An 18,351-nucleotide genomic window follows, 5' to 3' on the forward strand; every position below is an offset into this window, starting at 1 on the left:
GCACGGTCCGCTAGCCTCACGTCGCTGAGCCCGTCTCTGCGGCCTGTTAACACACGTTTCCTCAAGATTTAACATGAACCGCAACCCAACAAACGAGTGGTGATTCACTGATGACCCAGTACGAACTACCGCCGCTCCCGTACGACTACGACGCGCTGGAACCGCACATCTCCGAGCAGGTGCTGACGTGGCATCACGACACCCACCATCAGGGCTACGTCAACGGCTGGAACAGCGCCGAGGAGACGCTGGCCGAGAACCGCGAGAACGGCGAGTTCGGCTCGTCGCCGGGCGCGATCGGCGACGTGACCCACAACGGGTCGGGCCACATCCTCCACGACCTGTTCTGGCAGTCGATGAGCCCCGAGGGCGGCGACGAACCGTCCGGCTCCCTCCGAGACCGCATCGCCGAGGACTTCGGCTCCTACGACGCCTGGAAGGGCGAGTTCGAGGCCGCGGCCGGCGCCGCCGGCGGCTGGGCGCTCCTCGTCTACGACTCCTACAGCAACCAGCTCCGCAACGTCGTCGTCGACAAGCACGACCAGGGCGCACTCTGGGGCTCGCACCCCATCCTCGCGCTGGACGTGTGGGAGCACTCCTACTACTACGACTACGGTCCCGCCCGCGGGGACTTCGTCGACGCGTTCTTCGAGGTCGTCGACTGGGACGAGCCTGCCGCGCGGTACGAGCAGGCCGTCGAGCTGTTCGAGTAGAACCGCTACCCCCGATGGGGTAGCACGAAGCCGGAACGCGTCGCCGTCCCGATTTCTTTCGAGGCTCGCCCCGTAGTGCCGCCGTCGGCCCCGGACCGGTAGCGTTTACGCCGCCCCGGCCGAACGCCGGCGTATGCCACGCGCCAAGGAGAGCTTCGACCGGCTCCACCCGTGTGACTTCTACACGCCCGAGGAGCTACTGGTCGAGGATCGCATGTACACGGTCTACGAGATCGCTCGCCTGCTGCAGGGGCTCGAACCGGACGCCGAGATCGAGGAGGAGACCGAGTCGGTGCTGCTGGACTGGGCCATCCCGTGGGTGATGACGAACGCCGACGACCTCGTCGTCGCCGATCCGCCCGCGGAGGACGCGCCGGGCTACTACGGCCTGCGTCGACCGACCGACCTCGAGAACGAGGCCGCCTCGGAACCGACCGACTCGGAGTAGCCCGCCGCGACCGATTACTCCCGGAACTGCGACGCGTAGCGCTCGCTGGCGGATCGAGCGCCCCGTCGGAGGTAGCCGATGTCGGTTCCGGCGATGAGGTAGTCGAGGCCGCGGTCGTGCCAGGCGTCGATCTCCGCGGGACTGGTCGCGAGCGTGCCCACGGGAACGTCCGCGGCCGCGCCCGCATCGAGCACGCGTTCGAGCGCGTCGCGGAACGCCGGGTCGTCGTACTCGCCGAAGCAGCCCAGATCCGCCGAGAGGTCGGCGGGCCCGACGAACAGCGTGTCGACGCCGTCGACGCGGGCGATCGCCTCGGCGTGTTCGACGCCGGCGGCGGACTCGACCTGGGGTAGCACCGCGACGGCGTCGTTGGCCGACGCGAAGGACTCGTCGAGGCGGGCGCCGTAGCCGTTGGCGCGACTGCCGGCGACGCCGCGGACGCCCTCGGGTGGGTAGCGTGCGGCCGAGACCAGCGCCTCGGCTTCGGCGGCGCTCTCGATCCGCGGCGCCATCACGCCCGCGGCGCCGAGATCCAACGCCCGCTTGACCTGCGTGGCGTCGTTCTCGGGGACTCGAACCACCGTGTCGGTGTCGCCCGCGGCGTCCACGGCACGGACGAGTTCGCCCGCGCTCTCGACCGACAGCGGCGTGTGTTCGGTGTCGACGACGACGAAGTCGAAGTCGAGGTCGCCGACGATCTCCGCGGCGGCGGGGGAGCCCATCGACACCCAGCTCCCGATCGGTGCGTCGCCGCCCGCGAGCTTCTCCCGGAGCGCCATCTCCTCGGTCCGTTCGTGGGTGGTCATGCCTCAGGTGGCGTCCCCGACGGGCAAAAGTCGGCGGGTTCCGGCTAGTGCGGTCGCTAGCCATCTGAACTACAGGTAGAGTGGCCGGGGCGGGCTCGAACTTCCGGGAGAGCTTCGCTCTCCCGTATCGCCGTTCACTCCGCGATGCGCCGTTCACGGCGACCGTTCCGGGTTCTCCGCCCGCGACGGCCCGACATACGGTTCTCGGACTCCTCGTTCACTCCGTTCGCTCGTCGTCGTTTCGAACCGCGAGAATGGCCGGGGCGGGCTCCGAACCCGCGATCTCCGCATGACCCAGGTCCGAGGCTCGGCGGGCCCCGTGGGCGCTGCGGATCTTCCAAGGCGTACCGCACCGAATCTCGATACCCTATGAGTGCGGCGCTATGTCCAGCTAAGCCACCCGGCCGCACTACGGCGTAATCGTATCTCGGACTTAAACCCTCCCATCTCTCTCGACGGCGCGAGCCACGCGGATTTATGGCCTCCGGGGTGAACGCCTACCCATGAGCCTGCCGGAGACCGTCACCGCACACCTCGAGGGCGAGGAGCCGGTCGCGGAGGTCGATCTGGGCGGCGAGGACCGACTGCTGGTCACGCCCACTCGGACGCTGGTTTACCGCGCCGAGGGGCTGCTCTCCGACGAGACCGTCGAGGAGTTCCCCCACGACGCCGAACGCATCACCCTCTCGACGAGCCGTCGGAAGGCCAAGCTCACCCTCGACTACGGCCTCGACGGCGAGGAGACGCTCTCGGTGCCCAAGGGGAAGTTCGGCGAGGTACTCCACCCGCTGCTAGCTGGGGTGCTCGACGCCAACGGGATCACCGACGCCGGCGAGACCGTCAAGCGCACGTTCCGCTTCTCGGAGCTCACCCTCATCGTCACCAGCAAGCGCGTGGTCAAACACATCGGCCAGGCGGTCTGGGACGAGGAGTTCGAGGAGTACCCCTTCGAGAACGTCACCGACCTCGACTTCGAGCCCGGCAACGTCGCCACGAGCGTCGTCCTCACCCACGGCGGCCGGCAGGAGCGGTTCAAGGCGCCAAACGAGGACGCCCGTGCGGTCGAGGCAGCCATCACCGACGCCCTGCTCTCCTACCACGACGTACGCGACATCGACGAACTCCGAGCGAAGTACGCCGACGAGAACGCCGCCGACGCCGACACGGCGGGGGAGTCACCGTTCGGTGACGGGCCCGACCTGTTCGACGAGGGCGAGACCCCCGTCCCCGACGCCGAACCGGAGGGATCCGCGGAGCAGGAGCAAGCGCCGGAGGAGCCCGCCCCGACGGACGACGACACCGACGGGCTCATCGAACAGGTCGAGGCGGCGACGGCCGACGCGGAGCCGACCGACCTCGACACCGACGTGGAGACCGATCCGGACGTGGGCGACCTCGCGGCCGAGATCGACGACCTCCGGGGCGTGATCGAGCAGCAGCAGGCCGAACTCGAACGCCAGAACGATCTGATCGAGCAGTTGATCGAAGAGCTCCGGCAGGGCCGGTAGTCAGTGCTCGCCACGACGGAACGCGTCGATCGCCGGTTCGTACCCCTCGTACACGGAGGGGTACGCCAGTTCGTACCCTAACTCCAGCAGCCGGTCGTTCCGACAGCGCTTCCGACTCGCCACCCGCGGCGCCGCCGACGCGGGCAGTTCCGCCAGTCGCTCCTCCACGGTCAGCTTCTCGGGTTCGGGGACGCCACAGCGCTCGGCCAGCCAGTCCGCGAACTCCCAGCGGTCGACCGGGCTACCGTCGGTCACCAGCACCGTCTCCCCGCGGCCCACGTCCTCGGTCAGGAACCACGCCAGCGCGCCCGCGGCGTCGTCCCGGTGGACCGAGTTCCGCCAGCCGGCGGTCACCGAATCGAGGTACGATTCGACCCGGTAGCGCCCCGGGCCGTAGAGCCCGGCGAACCGGGCGACGGTGGCGGCGATATCGCTGCGATGGACGATCGCCTCGGCCTCCGCGATCACCGCGGCTTTCGGGCGCTGGGGGGCGATCGGCGTCGACTCGTCCACCCAGTCGCCGTCGTGGTCGCCGTAGACGCCGGTCGTGGAGGTGAACAGCAGCCGATCCGGCGGCGACTCGCGGGCCGCGAACGTCGAGACCACCGCCCGGAGCCCGTCGGCGTAGAGCGCGCGCGCCTCGGCGACGCTGCCCCGGCCCGCCGAGGCCGCGAAGACGAGCGCGTCGGCGTCGGGGAGTGCGGACACGTCCCCGGGATCGGTCAGATCCCCCTGAATCGGCTCGATGCCCGCCTCAGCCGCGGCGACGGCGCTCGACTCGGAGCGGACCACGCCGATCACGTCGTGGCCCGCGTCGCCGAGTCGGCGGCCGAGTTCGCGGCCGACGTAGCCACAGCCGAGAACGAGAACGTCCATCAGCGACGGGCGTCGACGTACGCCTGGATCGCGGCGAACTGTTCGAGCGTGGTCGGGAGTCGCCCCTCGACGGCCTGCTGGATCTCCTTGCCGTCGAGCTCGGTGTCGATCTCGCGGGCGATGGTGTCCACGTCGACGACGGCGGTCGTCATCCCCATCAGCACGTGATCGCGGCTCTCCCACGCGATGCTGTCGGCGTCGGGTGCCCCGTCCGAAAGCGCGAGCACTTCACTGGCCTCCTCGAGGGTAAGTTCGGGCCGGGCTCCCGACTGGATCGCTTCGACGGTCTCCCGGTCGAGGCCGGTGCCGCCCACGACGGTGTCGACGCCCAGGTCGGCGACGACCGACGCGAGTTCCTCGAAGTAGGCCGCGAGGAGGGCCTCGGGGGACCCCTCCTCGTCGGCCGCGACTGCGTCGTAGAGCATACCTGACCTCGGCGCCCGCCGGGGAAAACCGTTGTTACTCCGGTTCGTCGGCGGTACAGGAGCCGTCGTCGACACCGGGGCAGGGCCAGCCGGGCGACTTCTCGTCCCGGTTGCCGTCCACGTCGCCGACGCCGGGCATCCCCGGCGGCACGACGGCCACGACCGTCGTCGCGGCCTCGAAGTCGACCCGCTCACTCCGCCCGAGCCGTTCCTGCTCGCCGTCCCCGTCGACGTCGAGCCGAGCCGCGGCGCCGTCCCGAACGTACCGAACCGTGCTCCCGGCACCGTCGGGCGCGGGAGCCCGTGCCCGGACGGTGAAGCGCTGGTACTCGCCGCGGACGGTGACGCTCCAGCCGTTGACGGTCGCGATCCAGGTGTACGGCGGTGGCGCGACAGGCAACCCTGCCGGCAGCCGCGAGGCGCCGGTCAGCCGACGGGTCGCCGTCGCGCTGGCGTTCTCCAGGGCGCCGCTGACCCGCTTCCTTGCCGTCTCGCGAGCGGCCCGCCTGACCACCGAGGCGGTCTGGTTGGTCGTCGCCGCTGGCACGCTCGTCGCCTGCCCCTCGCTGAGCTGCCGGAGCCGGACCCGTACGCGGACGGCCGCCTCGTCGGCCGTCGCCGCGTCGACGCCCCGTGCCGTCAGCGCGCCCTCGAACGCGGCCGCGTAGCTCCCGTCGGCCATCGACTGGGCCCGGGAGCCGAGCGCCGGCCAGCGGTCCCGAGCGTCGACGACCGCTGCTCGGCAGGTGGACTGGCCGATCCCCGTCCCGTTCGTCGCGGCGTCGCAGACGGCGGCCTCTGCGCGTTCGACCGAACTCCCGACCGCCGCAGCCAACTCGGCGCGGTTCGCCGCGAGGGCGGTCGATGCCGCGGAACCACCGTCGCCACCAGCCCCGGCAGTGCGGTTCGCCGCGATCAGCGTTCCCGCGGCCGTCTCGAGGCTCACCCTCCGGGTTCCGCCGCCCATCAGCGTGTCGACGATTCCGTCGGCCGCGTCGCCGTAGGGCACCGCCACCCAGTTGGTCGTGCGTGCGGTCAACGGGTGTGCGGACGCACCGGGCGGCACGCTCGGTTCAAGCTCGTGGTCGATCGCCCCGAGCGTGAGGTAGGCTGGCCCGCCGTCGGGCGTGAGGACGAGTCCGTCCTCGACTGCCGCGGACTGTTCGTAGCTGTCGACCCCGCTGAACGTCCTGGCCTCAGTCCGACCGAGTTCGATCAGCTTCGAGAGCCCGGCCGTCGCCCGATCACCGAACTCGTCCCGGTAGTCGACGTTCCGGTCGCGGGCGTCGGCCGCACGCGCGTCCAGTTCCGCGAGCACGCGCTCGAGGAACGCAGCGCGGGCCGCGACGCGCGCACGGTCGGCGGCACCGTCGTAGGCTGTGGGCACGTCCAGCAGTTCCGCGCGGCGGTCCCGGAGTTCCTCGGCCAGTCTGGCTGGCGCGTTCGCGTCGCCGCTCGCGATCGCCGAGCGCGGCACAGAGACCGAGACGTTCGCCACCTCGCGGCGGAGCCCCCGGAGATCGGCGGCGATCCAGGCGTCGAGCGCGCTCGGCCGGGCCGAGGTGACGGTCCGCTGGTGAACGATGGCGCTCTTGCCGTCAGCAGCCACGGCACGCGCCGCGACGGCATCGAGGCCGCCGTTGGCCTGGAGCAGCGCGTCGGCGGCGCGCTCGCGGGCGCCTGCGAGGTTCGGCCCCCCGAGCGCGCCGCCACGCTCGAACAGCGGCTCTGTCGGCCTGTCCGGCGCTGCGTCGGCCGGCGCGTAGGCCGCAGTCACGCGTACTGCGACGCGAGCGGTCTCGGTCCACTCGGCGGTCGTCGTCCGGGTAGTCCCGTTGCGTCGCCAGCGTCGTTCGACAGTGTGGTGGATCGTTACTTTCCGAACCGTGTCGACCACGGTCTCCGCCGACTCGGCTTCCGGCTCCTGGACTGTCGTGACGACCGTTCGCTCGGTGTGTTCGCGATCGACGAGCGTCCAGTTGTCGAGTCTATGTTCCGGGGTCCGCGCGCTCGATTGCGTGAGCACTGTGACACGGAGCTCGCTCCGGACGCGGTAGCTTCCGGCCGTCGATGACTCGGAGATGGCATCGAGATACGCCCGATCGGCGGCCGCTTCCGGACCGGCGTCGATCGGCTCCGTGGTCGGCTGTTGGGGGTCGAACTCTCCGGACGCTGGATCGGTCGTGGCGCCATCGACCGCGTTCGGGTTCACGAGTGCTTTCGTCGCGGTTGCGGCGTCGCCGTGGCGGCCGCCGAGGATGTCGAGCACGCCGACCCCGACTGTCGCAACGTCGACTGCGCGGGCACCGGCGGGGTCGTGGCGCCCAAAAACCGCCCGCTGTTGGGCGAGTACGGCGGCGTTGGTCGAGAGTTCGACGTGCCGGTTGGCGAGCACGTTTCGGATCGGCGCGCCGGCGTAGCGGGCGTTGCCTCGAGCCATCGCTACTGCGGTCAACCGCGTCGTCAGCCCGCGTGCCAGGCCTTCGCCGGCCAGGGCGTCACGGTTCAGCCGCCGTTCGTACTCGCGGGTTCGCTGGTGGAGCGCGAACACTGGCGTCTCGACGGTGAGCGTAACGTTCATCCGTCGGTGAGCGACAGTCCGCCCTTCCTCTATGGCCCGGACGGTGACGTTCCGGACGGTCACGCGCATCGCCGCGCCGCCGTCGACGGGGACGACCTCGACCCCAGACTTCGCACGCCGAAGCGACGCTGTCGACCCGTCGACTGTGGGGAGGCCGATTCGTGCCTCGGCCGCGCCGTGCTCCCGCCTGACGCCGGAGAGCGATTCGCGAGCGGCGAGCGCGATGCGGAGTCTGAGTCCGTCGAGGAACGGTCGGGAGTCGTTGATCGCCCGCCCCGCTGCCGTGTCGGCCGGCGTCGTGACAGGCTCGCGGGCGGCGTCGTGGGCGGCATCACGGACCGCGTCGCTGAGCGCCGGCCGCGCGTCCCGGACCACGTCGTCCATCGCCGCCGCGGCGGGACGTTCGATCGACGGCCGTGCCCGATCAGCGACCCCCGTCGCGTACACCGAGGCGCCGAGGAGGAGCAGCACCCCGACGAGCGCGAAGGGGACCCGGCCGCGATCGTCGTCTGCCAACCTCATGGCGACCACGTCCGGACGGATATCTCGACGGTGTCCAGCGCGAGCAGTTCGACGGCCGCTTCCGGGCTCCCGGTTCCCTGCCGGAGGTCGCTCGCGACACGATCGGCCATCGCCGCTGCGATCTGTCTGTTGGCGGCGCGGGTGTCGCCACGTTCGACTGCTGCGCTCGTGTCGACGCCGTAGCGATCACTTACCCGCTGGTAACGGTGACGAACGAGGTCGTCGAGCGGCGCGTCGTCGGCGAGCGCAAGTCGCCCCTTCTCGGGGGGCAGGATCCCGTCGACGATCGAGTTCACAACGACGCGGGCGAGACCGGCGTACCTCTCCTCGGACGCCACTCCGGCAGTTTCGGGGGGATCGACGCCACTCGGAACGCGGATCGTCTCGGCGTGCACGTCCGCCGACTGTGGCGGCGCGTTGCCGACGGCGAACTCCCGGCCGAGGTGGGCGTCCGGGAACGGCCGCCAGCGGACGACGACCCGCGTTCGTGGCGGGAGTCGTTCGTCGACAGCCGCGCGAACCGCCGTTGCGAACCCCGTGTTGGTCCGCGTCAGCGCGTCACCGTCGACGTGGACGGTCCTGATGGCGACGTCGGCCAACAGCGACGCCAACGTCCCGTGGGCGACGCGTTCGTACTCGGAGTTCGTGTCGGGGTCGGTCGCGCCCTTCGGCGTCGGTTCGAGCGTGTACGCGACGTCCGCGGTCGTCGCCGCCAGCGTCTCCGCGACCGCATCGGCCCGGTCGGCGTGTGCCACCCCCGGCGACGCCGGCACGCTCGTCACGGTGACCGCGGCCGCACTGATCAACAGCAGACAGAGACAGGCGTCGATGGCGGCTGCCGTCACCGGTGAACCACCACCCGGAGCCACCCTGCACGTACCCGGCCCGGCGCAGTCCGAACTGGGACGTGACGACCCGCCGTCCGGAACTCCGAGCCCGGTGGCGGGACGTCACCGGCCGACCAGCGCTGTGACCCGGCCCGTAGTTCGACACGGACCGACCAACCGGCCGGCCCCGCCGCTCGGGCGTCGTCGAGTCGCTCGGCCGTCGCGACGCCGGCCGGGGCCACGACGTCGTGGACCCGCGAGAGCGTCGGCTCCGCGAGTTCGCGATCGGCCGTCGGGGCGACGCCGGCGAACACCGTCGCGTACAGCGAGAGGCCGAGCCCGACCGCGGCGACGGCGACGAGCGCCGCCGTCGGCGACGCCTGGCCGCGTTCAGGCGCCGACGAGCGTGACGCGGTAGCCATCCCAGTCCACCCCCGTGACGGTGATCTCGTCGGACGCGATCCAACTCGGCTCGCGTGCCAGTGCCGCTTCGACGGCTTCACGGAACGCCGCGCGGGTCGAGAACACCGCCTGCGGTGCTCCCTCCCGGAGAACCGCGCGTAGCTCACCGTCGTCGACTGGGACGACCGGTCCGAACGCGAACGTCGCCCGCGCAGTGCCGGCGTCGTTACGCATCGCGATACCGTGCGGGCGGAGCCGGACAGCGTCGGCGCCGTGGTCGTGGCTCGCCCCCGCCGGCGCGGGACCGGCCGCGACCGCGTCGACGGTGTCCGCGACGCCAGTCGCGTCCGGCGCGGGCCGAGCCGGGAGCGTTCCGGCGACGGCGAGAAACGCGACGGCGGCTACCACGAGCCCGGCGTGTAGGGCCGGCGACTCCGTCGGAGGTCCGAGCATGGCACGGAGTGGTCCCGGTTTCGTACTTGAACTCTCGGCTCAGAGCACCGCCCCCGCGGCGACGACCGCGGCCACGTACGCTGCCGTCGCGGTGGGGAGTGCGAGGCCGATCCGATAGCCCAGGAGCGACCGGTCGATCCCGCGCTCCAGCGCCGTCGCCAGCCCGGTCAGGATCGCAGCGAGCAGGAGTACGTAGACGCCGACGACCGGTCCCAGTGCGCCGGGACCGAGCGCCGTCGCCGGTGCCGCGCTCGTTGTCGCCCCCGAACCGGCGTTCAGGGTGCCGCCAGCGTCGGCCGGGATCCGGCCGACCATCGCGACGGAGACGCCGCCGACGAGCGGGCCGAACAGCGCGGCGGTGTTCGAAAGCGTGCCGGTGATCGCCGCCAGTTCGCGTCGTGCGTCGCGTTCGACCCGAGCGAGTTCGCGGAGGTGGTCCCCGGCGGCGACCAAGGCGTCACCCGCCGGGGGCCCCTCCGTCGCCGCGAGTGCGATCAATCGCCCGGCGTCGCGGAGCCGCGGGCTGGGCAGGTGTCGGAACGCACCGAACCGTCCGAAGAAGGCTGCTTCGACCGGTAGCCCGAGACGCGAACCCCGACTCGACGCGGCGGCGAGCAACTCGCCGGTGTCGCCGCCGAGTTCCTCGGCGGCCACTTCCAGCGCCCGTTCGACCGCGACGCCGTCGCCGACGCGTCGACCAACGAGTGCGAGCGCGTCCGGGAGGCCGGACTCGGCCGCACGGACCTCTCGGTGGCGCTCCCGGACGGGAGCGAACAGCCACAGCAACGCGGTGCCGGTCCCCGCGCCGACGGCGACGATCGGCACCGCCCACGGGAGAAGGAAGGCACACCCGGCGCCCGCGCTACCGCCGGCCACTCCCCCGAGGAGGGCTGCGCTCCGGCGACGGTCCGGGACCTCCGGGTGGGTGGTGTCGATCCGCGGCGGCGGGAACGAGACGGGACGCTCTGCGAGGAGCCACCCACTCGCCCCGAGCAGGCCTATCGGGAGGAGCAGGTTGTAGAGCACCGCTAACGTGCCGATACCGACGTTCACACCCGCGAGCCGAGCCGCGGGGAGCACGCCGACAAGCGCGAGCGGGAGCAGGACGCCGAACGCGTACAGCCCCGTCACGGGCGCCCGGATCTCGCCGGCGAACGACGCCGCGCGCTCTTCGACGCCCGACCGAGCGGCCGCCAGCGCGCGCTCAGTCCCCCGGTCGCGCACGTCCGTCGGTGCGTCGGCCGCGTCGACGACGAGTGCGGCGGCGCGCTCGATCCAGGGAGCGTGCTCCCCCCACTCGGCGGCGAACGACGCCAACCCCGCCTCTGGGGTCCCGCGCGCTCGACTCGCGTGGGTTGACAGCGACGCCGCGAGATCGCCATCGCCCGACTGGGCGGCGAACGTGACCGCCCGCTCCAGGCTCGGCTCGACCCGGAGCCGGAGGGTCAGCCGGCCGAACAGGGCCGGAGCGTCGCCGACGGCACGCGTGCGCGAGAGTTCGGCAGCGGCGACGGGGACGTAGCGAACGACGAGCGGTGGACCTGAGCCGAGCCCGATCGCCAGCGGAATCAGCGGGAGCGACCCGGCGGCGAGAGTGGCGAACACGCCAACGGTTGCGACCGTCGCGCCGATCGCCTCGGCTGCCGCCACGAGTTCGGGTGCGGCAGGCAACCCCAGGCGCTCGCAGGCCTCGGCTAGCTCCTCCTCGACCGCCGGCTCACGAGGCCACCGTGACGCGATCGAACCGACGAGTCGATCCGGCTTCACTGACCGATCGGCCGGCGGCCGTGCTACCACGGTTCCCCAGCCGGATCCGCCCGGTCGGTCGGTCGTTCCGCCCGGATCGCCGCCGGTCGCGTGACGCCGTCACTCGCGAGGGAGCCCAGGTGATCGGCCCGGTCGGCGAGCGCCGCGAGGGTCCCGCCGTAGTCCTCTGCCGGCGTCGTGAGCGTCGTGAGGAGGCTGCTCTCACCGCGGTCGAGCCGGCCTGTGGGTTCGAGGTCCCCGTCGTCGTCGAGTTCGAACAGCGGGTGGAGTTCGGTGCCGTCGGCGACTGACTCGACCTCCTCGATCGCGACCGCACGCCGGCCGCGTTCCGTGTCTGCCAGCGTGAGCACGAACCCCGTTGCGGCAAAGGCCGACTCGCCCACATCGAGGTCCTCGGTCATCCGGGTCCGAACCGCCTCGGCGCCGTCGCCGTGAACCGTCCCGAGGACGGTGCCCGAAGCGGCGCCGACGCGCATCGCCTCGTACAGCGTGCCCGCCTCCTCGCCCCGGACTTCACCGACGATCAGCGCGCCCTCCCCGAGTCGGAGCGCGGTCCGGAGCGCGGACGCGGGGCTGGTCTCCCCGGAGTCGTCGTCGCCGCGTGCGACCCGGAGCGACTGGACGTCCCGGCCGGCAGCACGCAGCGCGGCGGCCGGGAGCTCCGGCGTGTCCTCGATCAGCACCGTACGCGTTCTGCGTGGGAGTGCCCACAGCAGTGCGCCGAGCGTCGTCGTCTTCCCGGCCCCGCGGGCGCCCGCGACGAGCCCGGTCGAGCCGCGCTCGACGGCGAGCGAGAGCAGCGCCGCTGCCCGCGCCGATAGCGAGCCCGTAGCGACGAGGCGCGGGAGCGTCCACGGCTCCGAGTCGTGCCGGCGGACCGCGAACGCCGGCCCGGGTGAGAGCGGGCGCGTGACGCCGGCGACTCTGACCTGCTCGCGGTCTTCCGGCGGGCCGATCGACAACGTCGCGTCGACCTGCGGCGTCGACCGCGAGAACGCACGGCCGCTCGCCCGCCGTACCCGGGAGGCCAGTGCGCCGACGCCCTCGGGGGTGAGCCTGACGTTCGTCGGCATCGTCTCGCCGTCGACGACCACACGGATCGGCGTCTCCGCCGCCGGCGCGGTGACGTAGGCGTCCGAGACGCGTTCGTCGGCGAACAGGTCGGCGAGCACGCCGTTCCCGCGGGTGTGCTTTCGGAGCGTGGCCGAGAGATCCGCGAGGGGTACGTCGGCGTCCCGGCCCGCATCGGCGTCAGCGACCCGCCGCACGGCGCGAGCGGGGGCGAGATTCCCGGTCTCGCCCGACTCGGCGAGCCACGTCGCCGCCTCGTCGAGGAGTTCGAACGCCCGGGCGTCGAACGACGCCGACACGGGGGTGAGGTGGTAGCGGGCTCCCGGATCCGCGTCGGCCTCGAGCGCGTACCGCCGGACCGTTCCGCCTGTCGAGAGCGCGGTCGTGTCCCGCAATCGGGCGTCCGCCGGCGGTCGGTGGTCGACCTTGGCTCGCGCGATCGTCGGCCCGTCGTGGGAGCGCAGCGCGGCGTCGTAGCCGTCCGCGCGTCCCGCGCCCGAGGCGAGCCCGGTTTCGGCGGCGAGTCGGCCGACAGGTCCGGTCCGACCGGTCGCTTCGTGGGCTGCAGCCAGTGGGTCCGTCCGCGCGGTCGCGGCGAGTTCGGCGTCGTGGTGCTCGACGAGCGCGGCGAACCGCCCGGCGGCGTGGAGCAGGCCGACCGCCTCGTCGGTGTACCAGCGCTCGTAGCCAGCCGACCGGACCCGGACGGCGTCGGCGTCCCGGTCCGCGAGCGCGTCGATCGTCGTCGCCCGGCAGGCGGGCTCGTCGACGAGGTCGCCGTCGCTTGCGCAGTCGTCGGCGTCGATCCGGAGTTCGACGCGGTCCTCGGTTCCCGTGGCGCCCACTTCGACGAACGACGGGCGGCAGCCACAGGCTCCTTCGTCGGCGCTTCGCGGAAGCAGTGACATAGCCCGGCTGGCCCCGCTTTCGTACTTGAACTCTCGGACCGATCACCCCCGGATGGTGACGACCCGCCCATCGTCGCCATCGGCGAGCCCCAGCACGAGTCTGTGATCGCCGGGCGTCCCGAACTGGACGGGTCCGTCCCGCACCGCGAGCGGGGGTTCGAGCCGGCGCGTCCTGACGCCCCCGGTGTCGAGCGCGTACCGGACGACACAGTCCGGGTGACAGCGCACCGAGAAGGAATCGACGCCGGCGGCGACGAGCGACCCCGCCGGCAGCGAGACGGTGACGACCCGGCGCGCACCGGGGTCGTCGTCGACCAACAGTGACGCCCCGGCGCGCTCGATACGGCCCACGTCGCGGTCGAGCGCCGATGCGGTGCGGTCGGCGGCGGCCGACTCGACGGCCGGCAGGGCGGCCGAGAGCAGCGCCGCCGCGAGTACGACGGCCAACAGCGCCCGGATCACTGCAGATCGCGCAGCCGATCGCGGAGTTGCCGGTCGTCCGCGTCGTCGTTCGACGACGGGTCGGCTATCGGTGACCCGCCGTCGGAGTCGCCCGCACCACCGTCGGTCTCGATCCCCCCACCGTCGTCGCCGGTTGACTGCGTGACTCGGTCGTGTGCTTCGGTCGGAACCGGCGCCCCGTCCTCGTCGAGTCGGCGTTCCAGCCGGTCGACTGCCGCGACGGCGGCGTCGGCACGTCGTTCGACGCTCTCGTTCACCGCGGAGACGCCGCCGAGGAACCCGCGGACCGCCTGCAGGGCGGCGTCGAGTTCGTCGACGCGAGTTTCGAGATCCGCGATTCGGGACTCGAGATCCTCGCTGTCGACGGGGGGGTCGGTTCGATCCGTCGCCGCCTCCCCGTCGACGGCGCGTTCGACAGCCGCGATCCGTCGTTCCAACGCGTCGTCGCTGTCGGCCATGGGGCGGCTGGTCGCCCGATCGGTGATAAGCGTCGGGGTGGCGATTTCCCCGGTTGCGGGGTGAACTTAAGTCGATTCCGGCCGAACGGCTGGCCATGAAGAGTGTCCTCGTCGGTGTCGGGCAGGCGGGCGGGAAAGTGGCGACAGCGCTGGCGGAGTACGACGACGAGATGGGGTTTCGCGCCGTTCGGGACGCCCTGGCGATCAACAGCGCGAAGGCGGACCTCCAGGGGCTCCCACTGGACACGGTGCTGATCGGACAGGACGTGGTCAAAGGCCACGGCGTCGGCGGTGACAACGAACTCGGCGCGGAGGTGATGCAGAGCGATGCCGACGAGGTGATGACCGAGCTGAGCGACCGGATCGACTCCGAGACGGAGGCGGTGTTCGTCGTCGCCGGCCTCGGCGGCGGGACGGGCTCCGGCGGCGCGCCCGTGCTCGCGAAGGAGCTCAAACGCGTCTACGACGTGCCCGTCTACGCCGTCGGCATCCTCCCCGGCCGGGACGAGGGGGCGCTGTACCAGGCCAACGCGGGACGGTCGCTGAAGACGCTGGCCCGCGAGGCCGACTCGACGATCCTGATCGACAACGACGCCTGGCGCGAGAGCGGCGACAGCGTCGCCGAGGGGATGGCGGCGATCAACGAGCGCATCGCGCGCCGGATCGGCCTGCTGCTCGCGGCCGGCGAACCGATCGAGGACCGCTCGCTGGGGCTGGGCGGCGAGTGCGTCGACCGGGACGTGGCCCAGAGCGTCGTCGACACCAGCGAAGTGATCAACACGCTCCGGACGGGCGGGCTCGCCGCGGTCGGGTACGCCGAGTCCCCGGCCAGCGAGGACGCGGACGACAACGTCAACGTCGTCACCAGTACGACCCGGCAGGCGCTCCTGACGGGGACCAGCCTGCCCGACGCCTCGACGGCCGACGCCGCGCTGCTTGTCGCCGCTGGACGCCCCGAGAGCCTCTCGCGGAAGGGGGTCGAGCGGGCGCGCTCGTGGGTCGAGGAGGAGACCGGCAGCATGGCGGTCCGGGGTGGGGATTTGCCACTTGCGACCGACCAGATCGCCTCGCTGGTGCTGCTGGGTGGCGTCGAGCGCTCGCCCCGGATCCAGGAGTTCATGAACCGCGCCGCCGAGGCACAGGCCGAAACCGACGGGCGAAGCGAGGGAGAGCGCAAGCGCGACGCCGCCGACGCGTTCCAGAACGACGAACTCGACGACCTGCTCTGAACGTCCCCACCGCCTATTTCTCCCCGGCGCCCCTGTCGCCGGTATGCGCGAGTACGCCGACGATCCACCGATCGAGGAGCGCATCGGCGACGCCCTGCGCGAGCGAGACGTAACGGTCGCCGTCGCCGAGTCCTGTACCGGCGGGCTGATCGGCTCGCTGCTGACGGACGTGCCGGGCTCGTCGGACTACTTCGATCGGTCGCTGGTCACCTACTCCTACGACGCCAAACTCGAGGAACTGGCCGTCTCCCGCGAGAGCCTCGACGGCCACGGCGCGGTCTCGGCGCCCGTCGCCGAGCAGATGGCCGCCGGCGTGCGCGACCGTGCGGGGACGACCTTCGGCCTCTCGACGACGGGGATCGCCGGCCCGGAGGGCGGCAGCGAGGAGAAACCCGTCGGGACGGTGTTCATCGGGCGCGCCTACGCCGCCGACTGGGGGACTGGCGGCTCGTACACGGAGGTCTCCCGGCACGAGTTCGACGGCGACCGGACCGCGATCAAAGAGCAGATCGCGCGGAAGGCACTGGAACTGTTGCTCGCCGACGTTCGCGAGGACCTGTCGGAACGCTGATTAGGCCGTCGGCGCTCTGCCGGGGCATGGTTCGACTCTGGGTGCTCAACACGCTCCCCGCCCACTGGGAGCGCTGTCGCGACGGGCCGACCGACGCCGACGCCCACCCGGAGCGACAGCTGGGCCACCCGTGGCACGGCATCCCGTCGGGCGGACGCGCCCCGGACCCGCGCGAGCTCACGCCCGGCGAGGACCTGTTCGTCGTCCGGCGGACCGGCGGCGTCGGCGTCTCGGGGGTCTGGACGTTCGAGGCGGCGCGGGAGGTCGAGGATCAGGAGATCGTCCCCGACGTGTGGCGCGACCACGAGGGCGAGACGCGGGACTACGACTGGCTGCTCTACTGTCGCGGGAGCCCGGAACGCGAGGTCGAGCCGCCGATGCGGGAGGACTTCGGCGGCTCGTTCCCGTTCCACCACTCGAAGCTGACGGGGACCGGCATCGCGATGGAGGGCGACGACCGGGCGGCGTACGTGAACGCGCTGATCGACCACGGGGTCTCCGAGACGGCGGAACGGCGGCTCCGGGACGCGCTGGAGACGCCAGCGACCGGCGGGGTCCGCGCCGCCGATAGCGACCCGCCGGCGCGGACCGAGTACACGACGACCCGAACGATCCGGGACACGAAGCTCTCCACGATGGCCAAGGAACTGTACGACCACCGGTGTCAGCTCTGTGGCGACCGCCGCGAGCGCCGCGACGGGGGCGCGTACGCGGAGGCCCACCACGTCAAACCGCTGGGGGACCCCCACCGCGGCCCGGACACCGCGTCGAACCTGCTCGTGCTCTGTCCGAACCACCACGCGGACTTCGACTACGGACGCGTCCGGGTCGACCCCGACTCGCTCGTCGTCGAACACGCCTACGACGACGCCGTCGACGGGACGTTCCTGACCGTCGACGCCGATCACGACCTCGACCCGGCGGTTCTCGCCTACCACAACGACCGGATCGCGTCGTTCTGAGCCGCTGACACGCCTTTCACCGACCGAAACGTTTTGCGGGGAGGCGGTCGCTGGCACGGGTATGGACAAGAAAGGCCACGTGCTCAACGCCGTCCTGTTGGCGATCGGCGTCGGGTACGTCCTCGAACCATCCGGCGACGTGCCGACCTTCGTCGCCATCGCCGAGGTCTCGATGCCGCTGGTGCTCGGCGCGCTCTTCCCCGACGTGGACACCGCCTTCGGCAAGCACCGCAAGGCGCTGCACAACCTCCCGGTGCTCGGGATCTTCCTCGCGTACCCCTTCTTCTTCGGGAACCTGAGCTTCGTCTGGGCGGGGATCCTGAGCCACTACGTGCTGGACATGCTGGGGAGCAAGCGCGGCATCGCGCTGTTCTACCCGCTCTGGAGCGAGGAGTTCGGGTCGCCGACGGGTGTCACCACCACAAGCAGGTTCGCCGAGATAGTCACCATCGTCGTCACGCTGATCGAGATCGCGGTGTTCGCGGCCTTCGTCTACCTGCTGCCGCAGTACCTCCCGCCGGGGCTCGAGCTCAGCGGCGTGACGACGATGATCTAGTACACCGCCACGTCGTCGAACCGGCCGTCGTAGGCGATGTGGTCGGGGTGGGTGGGCTCGGTGCCCGAGAGGAACAGGCGGTCGATCTTCCCCCAGGAGTTCTCGTAGCCCAGGTGGGCGAACTCCGCGGCGTTCCAGAAGCGGTGGCGCGGGCCGGCGCGGTGGACCACGTCTCGGTCGGCGTTCGAGACGAGTGCGTCGACGAGATCGGCCTCGCTCTCGACGTCGGCCTCGAACTCCGTCCAGGCCCCGCCAACGCTCCCCCGAAGGTGGGCGTAGGAGGAGCCGAAGGACGGCAGCCCGGCCTCCTCGATGATCCGCTTGGCGCGCTTGTTGACGTGGGGCGGGGATTTGACGTTGTAGCTCTCGACGGCGTCGATGTGGTCGGCGTAGGCCCGGATCTCCGGGCGGCCGAGGCTGACGTTCAGCAGCGTCGGGTGCGGGACACAGAGCGCGGCGTCCTGCTCGGCCAGCGCGGAGAGCGCCCCCTCGAAGGAGATGAAGTCCGGGATCGGCTCCGAGATCCCCACCGCGAGCAGGTGCCGACGGTTCTGCCAGTTGCCCGTGAAGATCTCCCGGGCGGGAACCACCAGCAGTTCGTCGTCGCTGTGGCGCTCGGCCCGCTTCCGGATCGTCGGCAGCCGCGTGAAGTGGGGGGCGTACACCAGCACGTCGATACCACGGGCCTTCGCCCGCTCGACGACCCTGCCGTCGAGCACCTTGACGTGCATGTCGACCCGCGTCGGCGCCGTAGTCACGTACGACTGCAGTCGGTCGCCCCCCAAATAGCCTCCGTGTTCCGGTCC

The 18,351-nt window shown here is 71.7% G+C and carries 19 protein-coding genes and 1 tRNA gene; 7 read left to right on the plus strand and 13 right to left on the minus strand.

Going from position 1 to position 18,351, the window contains the following annotated elements; translation table 11 throughout:
* Positions 1-110 precede the first annotated feature (110 nt).
* Complete coding sequence (sod, locus tag BMZ83_RS07400) at positions 111-713, plus strand: superoxide dismutase (protein ID WP_074877213.1); 603 nt, start codon at positions 111-113, stop codon at positions 711-713.
* A gap of 133 nt (positions 714-846) precedes the next feature.
* On the plus strand, positions 847-1,161 hold the full coding sequence (locus BMZ83_RS07405; RefSeq protein ID WP_074877214.1) for a DUF5827 family protein: 315 nt from the start codon (positions 847-849) through the stop codon (positions 1,159-1,161).
* Between the two features lie 14 nt (positions 1,162-1,175).
* Here the strand turns inward: BMZ83_RS07405 and BMZ83_RS07410 are convergent, their stop codons facing one another.
* Both BMZ83_RS07410 and BMZ83_RS07415 read right to left on the minus strand, forming a co-directional pair.
* A complete protein-coding gene (locus BMZ83_RS07410) occupies positions 1,176-1,967 on the minus strand; it encodes an HpcH/HpaI aldolase family protein (RefSeq protein WP_079990135.1) in 792 nt (263 codons plus the stop codon).
* Positions 1,968-2,222: 255 nt separating this feature from the next.
* Positions 2,223-2,373: transfer RNA gene (locus BMZ83_RS07415), tRNA-Met, on the minus strand.
* Positions 2,374-2,470: 97 nt separating this feature from the next.
* Here BMZ83_RS07415 and BMZ83_RS07420 point away from each other — a divergent pair.
* Positions 2,471-3,475, plus strand: a complete 1,005-nt coding sequence (locus BMZ83_RS07420; protein ID WP_074877216.1) for a DUF7115 domain-containing protein — start codon at positions 2,471-2,473, stop codon at positions 3,473-3,475.
* Here the strand turns inward: BMZ83_RS07420 and BMZ83_RS07425 are convergent, their stop codons facing one another.
* From BMZ83_RS07425 to BMZ83_RS07470, 10 genes are read right to left on the minus strand one after another with little or no spacing between them, the layout of a single operon-like run.
* Positions 3,476-4,351, minus strand: coding sequence for an NAD-dependent epimerase/dehydratase family protein (locus BMZ83_RS07425; RefSeq protein WP_074877218.1), 876 nt, complete (start codon positions 4,349-4,351; stop codon positions 3,476-3,478). It abuts the gene before it with no gap.
* Positions 4,351-4,776 (minus strand): DUF5791 family protein, encoded by a 426-nt coding sequence (locus BMZ83_RS07430; RefSeq protein ID WP_074877220.1) that lies wholly within the window; start codon positions 4,774-4,776, stop codon positions 4,351-4,353. Before BMZ83_RS07430 ends, BMZ83_RS07425 begins: the two co-directional genes overlap by 1 nt.
* A gap of 34 nt (positions 4,777-4,810) precedes the next feature.
* On the minus strand, positions 4,811-7,879 hold the full coding sequence (locus BMZ83_RS07435; RefSeq protein ID WP_074877462.1) for a DUF7286 family protein: 3,069 nt from the start codon (positions 7,877-7,879) through the stop codon (positions 4,811-4,813).
* Complete coding sequence (locus BMZ83_RS07440) at positions 7,876-8,724, minus strand: DUF7284 family protein (RefSeq protein ID WP_074877222.1); 849 nt, start codon at positions 8,722-8,724, stop codon at positions 7,876-7,878. Before BMZ83_RS07440 ends, BMZ83_RS07435 begins: the two co-directional genes overlap by 4 nt.
* A complete protein-coding gene (locus BMZ83_RS07445) occupies positions 8,721-9,128 on the minus strand; it encodes a DUF7285 family protein (RefSeq protein WP_074877224.1) in 408 nt (135 codons plus the stop codon). The genes BMZ83_RS07440 and BMZ83_RS07445 overlap by 4 nt, the downstream gene beginning before the upstream one ends.
* Complete coding sequence (locus BMZ83_RS07450; RefSeq protein ID WP_074877227.1) at positions 9,097-9,561, minus strand: DUF7283 family protein; 465 nt, start codon at positions 9,559-9,561, stop codon at positions 9,097-9,099. Before BMZ83_RS07450 ends, BMZ83_RS07445 begins: the two co-directional genes overlap by 32 nt.
* Positions 9,562-9,600: 39 nt before the next feature.
* Positions 9,601-11,328, minus strand: a complete 1,728-nt coding sequence (locus tag BMZ83_RS07455; protein ID WP_143076910.1) for a type II secretion system protein — start codon at positions 11,326-11,328, stop codon at positions 9,601-9,603.
* A gap of 23 nt (positions 11,329-11,351) precedes the next feature.
* Positions 11,352-13,307, minus strand: coding sequence for an ATPase, T2SS/T4P/T4SS family (locus tag BMZ83_RS07460; RefSeq protein WP_074877233.1), 1,956 nt, complete (start codon positions 13,305-13,307; stop codon positions 11,352-11,354).
* A 42-nt stretch (positions 13,308-13,349) separates the two neighbouring features.
* On the minus strand, positions 13,350-13,769 hold the full coding sequence (locus BMZ83_RS07465; protein ID WP_074877235.1) for a DUF7311 family protein: 420 nt from the start codon (positions 13,767-13,769) through the stop codon (positions 13,350-13,352).
* Positions 13,766-14,227, minus strand: coding sequence for a DUF7310 family coiled-coil domain-containing protein (locus BMZ83_RS07470; RefSeq protein WP_074877237.1), 462 nt, complete (start codon positions 14,225-14,227; stop codon positions 13,766-13,768). Before BMZ83_RS07470 ends, BMZ83_RS07465 begins: the two co-directional genes overlap by 4 nt.
* 95 nt (positions 14,228-14,322) lie before the next feature.
* Between BMZ83_RS07470 and BMZ83_RS07475 the strand changes: the two genes are divergently transcribed.
* From BMZ83_RS07475 to BMZ83_RS07490, 4 genes are all read left to right on the plus strand, one after another.
* Positions 14,323-15,456, plus strand: coding sequence for a tubulin/FtsZ family protein (locus tag BMZ83_RS07475; protein WP_074877239.1), 1,134 nt, complete (start codon positions 14,323-14,325; stop codon positions 15,454-15,456).
* A gap of 43 nt (positions 15,457-15,499) precedes the next feature.
* Positions 15,500-16,027: a CinA family protein gene (locus BMZ83_RS07480; protein WP_074877241.1), complete on the plus strand. Its 528-nt coding sequence runs from the start codon at positions 15,500-15,502 to the stop codon at positions 16,025-16,027.
* Between the two features lie 26 nt (positions 16,028-16,053).
* Positions 16,054-16,989, plus strand: coding sequence for an HNH endonuclease (locus tag BMZ83_RS17105; protein WP_074877242.1), 936 nt, complete (start codon positions 16,054-16,056; stop codon positions 16,987-16,989).
* Positions 16,990-17,050: 61 nt separating this feature from the next.
* The gene (locus BMZ83_RS07490; protein WP_074877244.1) at positions 17,051-17,545 is read left to right on the plus strand and encodes a metal-dependent hydrolase; all 495 of its coding nucleotides are present in this window, start codon (positions 17,051-17,053) and stop codon (positions 17,543-17,545) included.
* Here the strand turns inward: BMZ83_RS07490 and BMZ83_RS07495 are convergent.
* A complete protein-coding gene (locus tag BMZ83_RS07495) occupies positions 17,542-18,276 on the minus strand; it encodes a PHP-associated domain-containing protein (protein ID WP_074877464.1) in 735 nt (244 codons plus the stop codon). The genes BMZ83_RS07490 and BMZ83_RS07495 overlap by 4 nt on opposite strands.
* Between the last annotated feature and the right edge of the window lie 75 nt (positions 18,277-18,351).

The organism is Halolamina pelagica (assembly GCF_900115675.1).
Taxonomy (GTDB): Archaea; Halobacteriota; Halobacteria; order Halobacteriales; family Haloferacaceae; genus Halolamina; species Halolamina pelagica.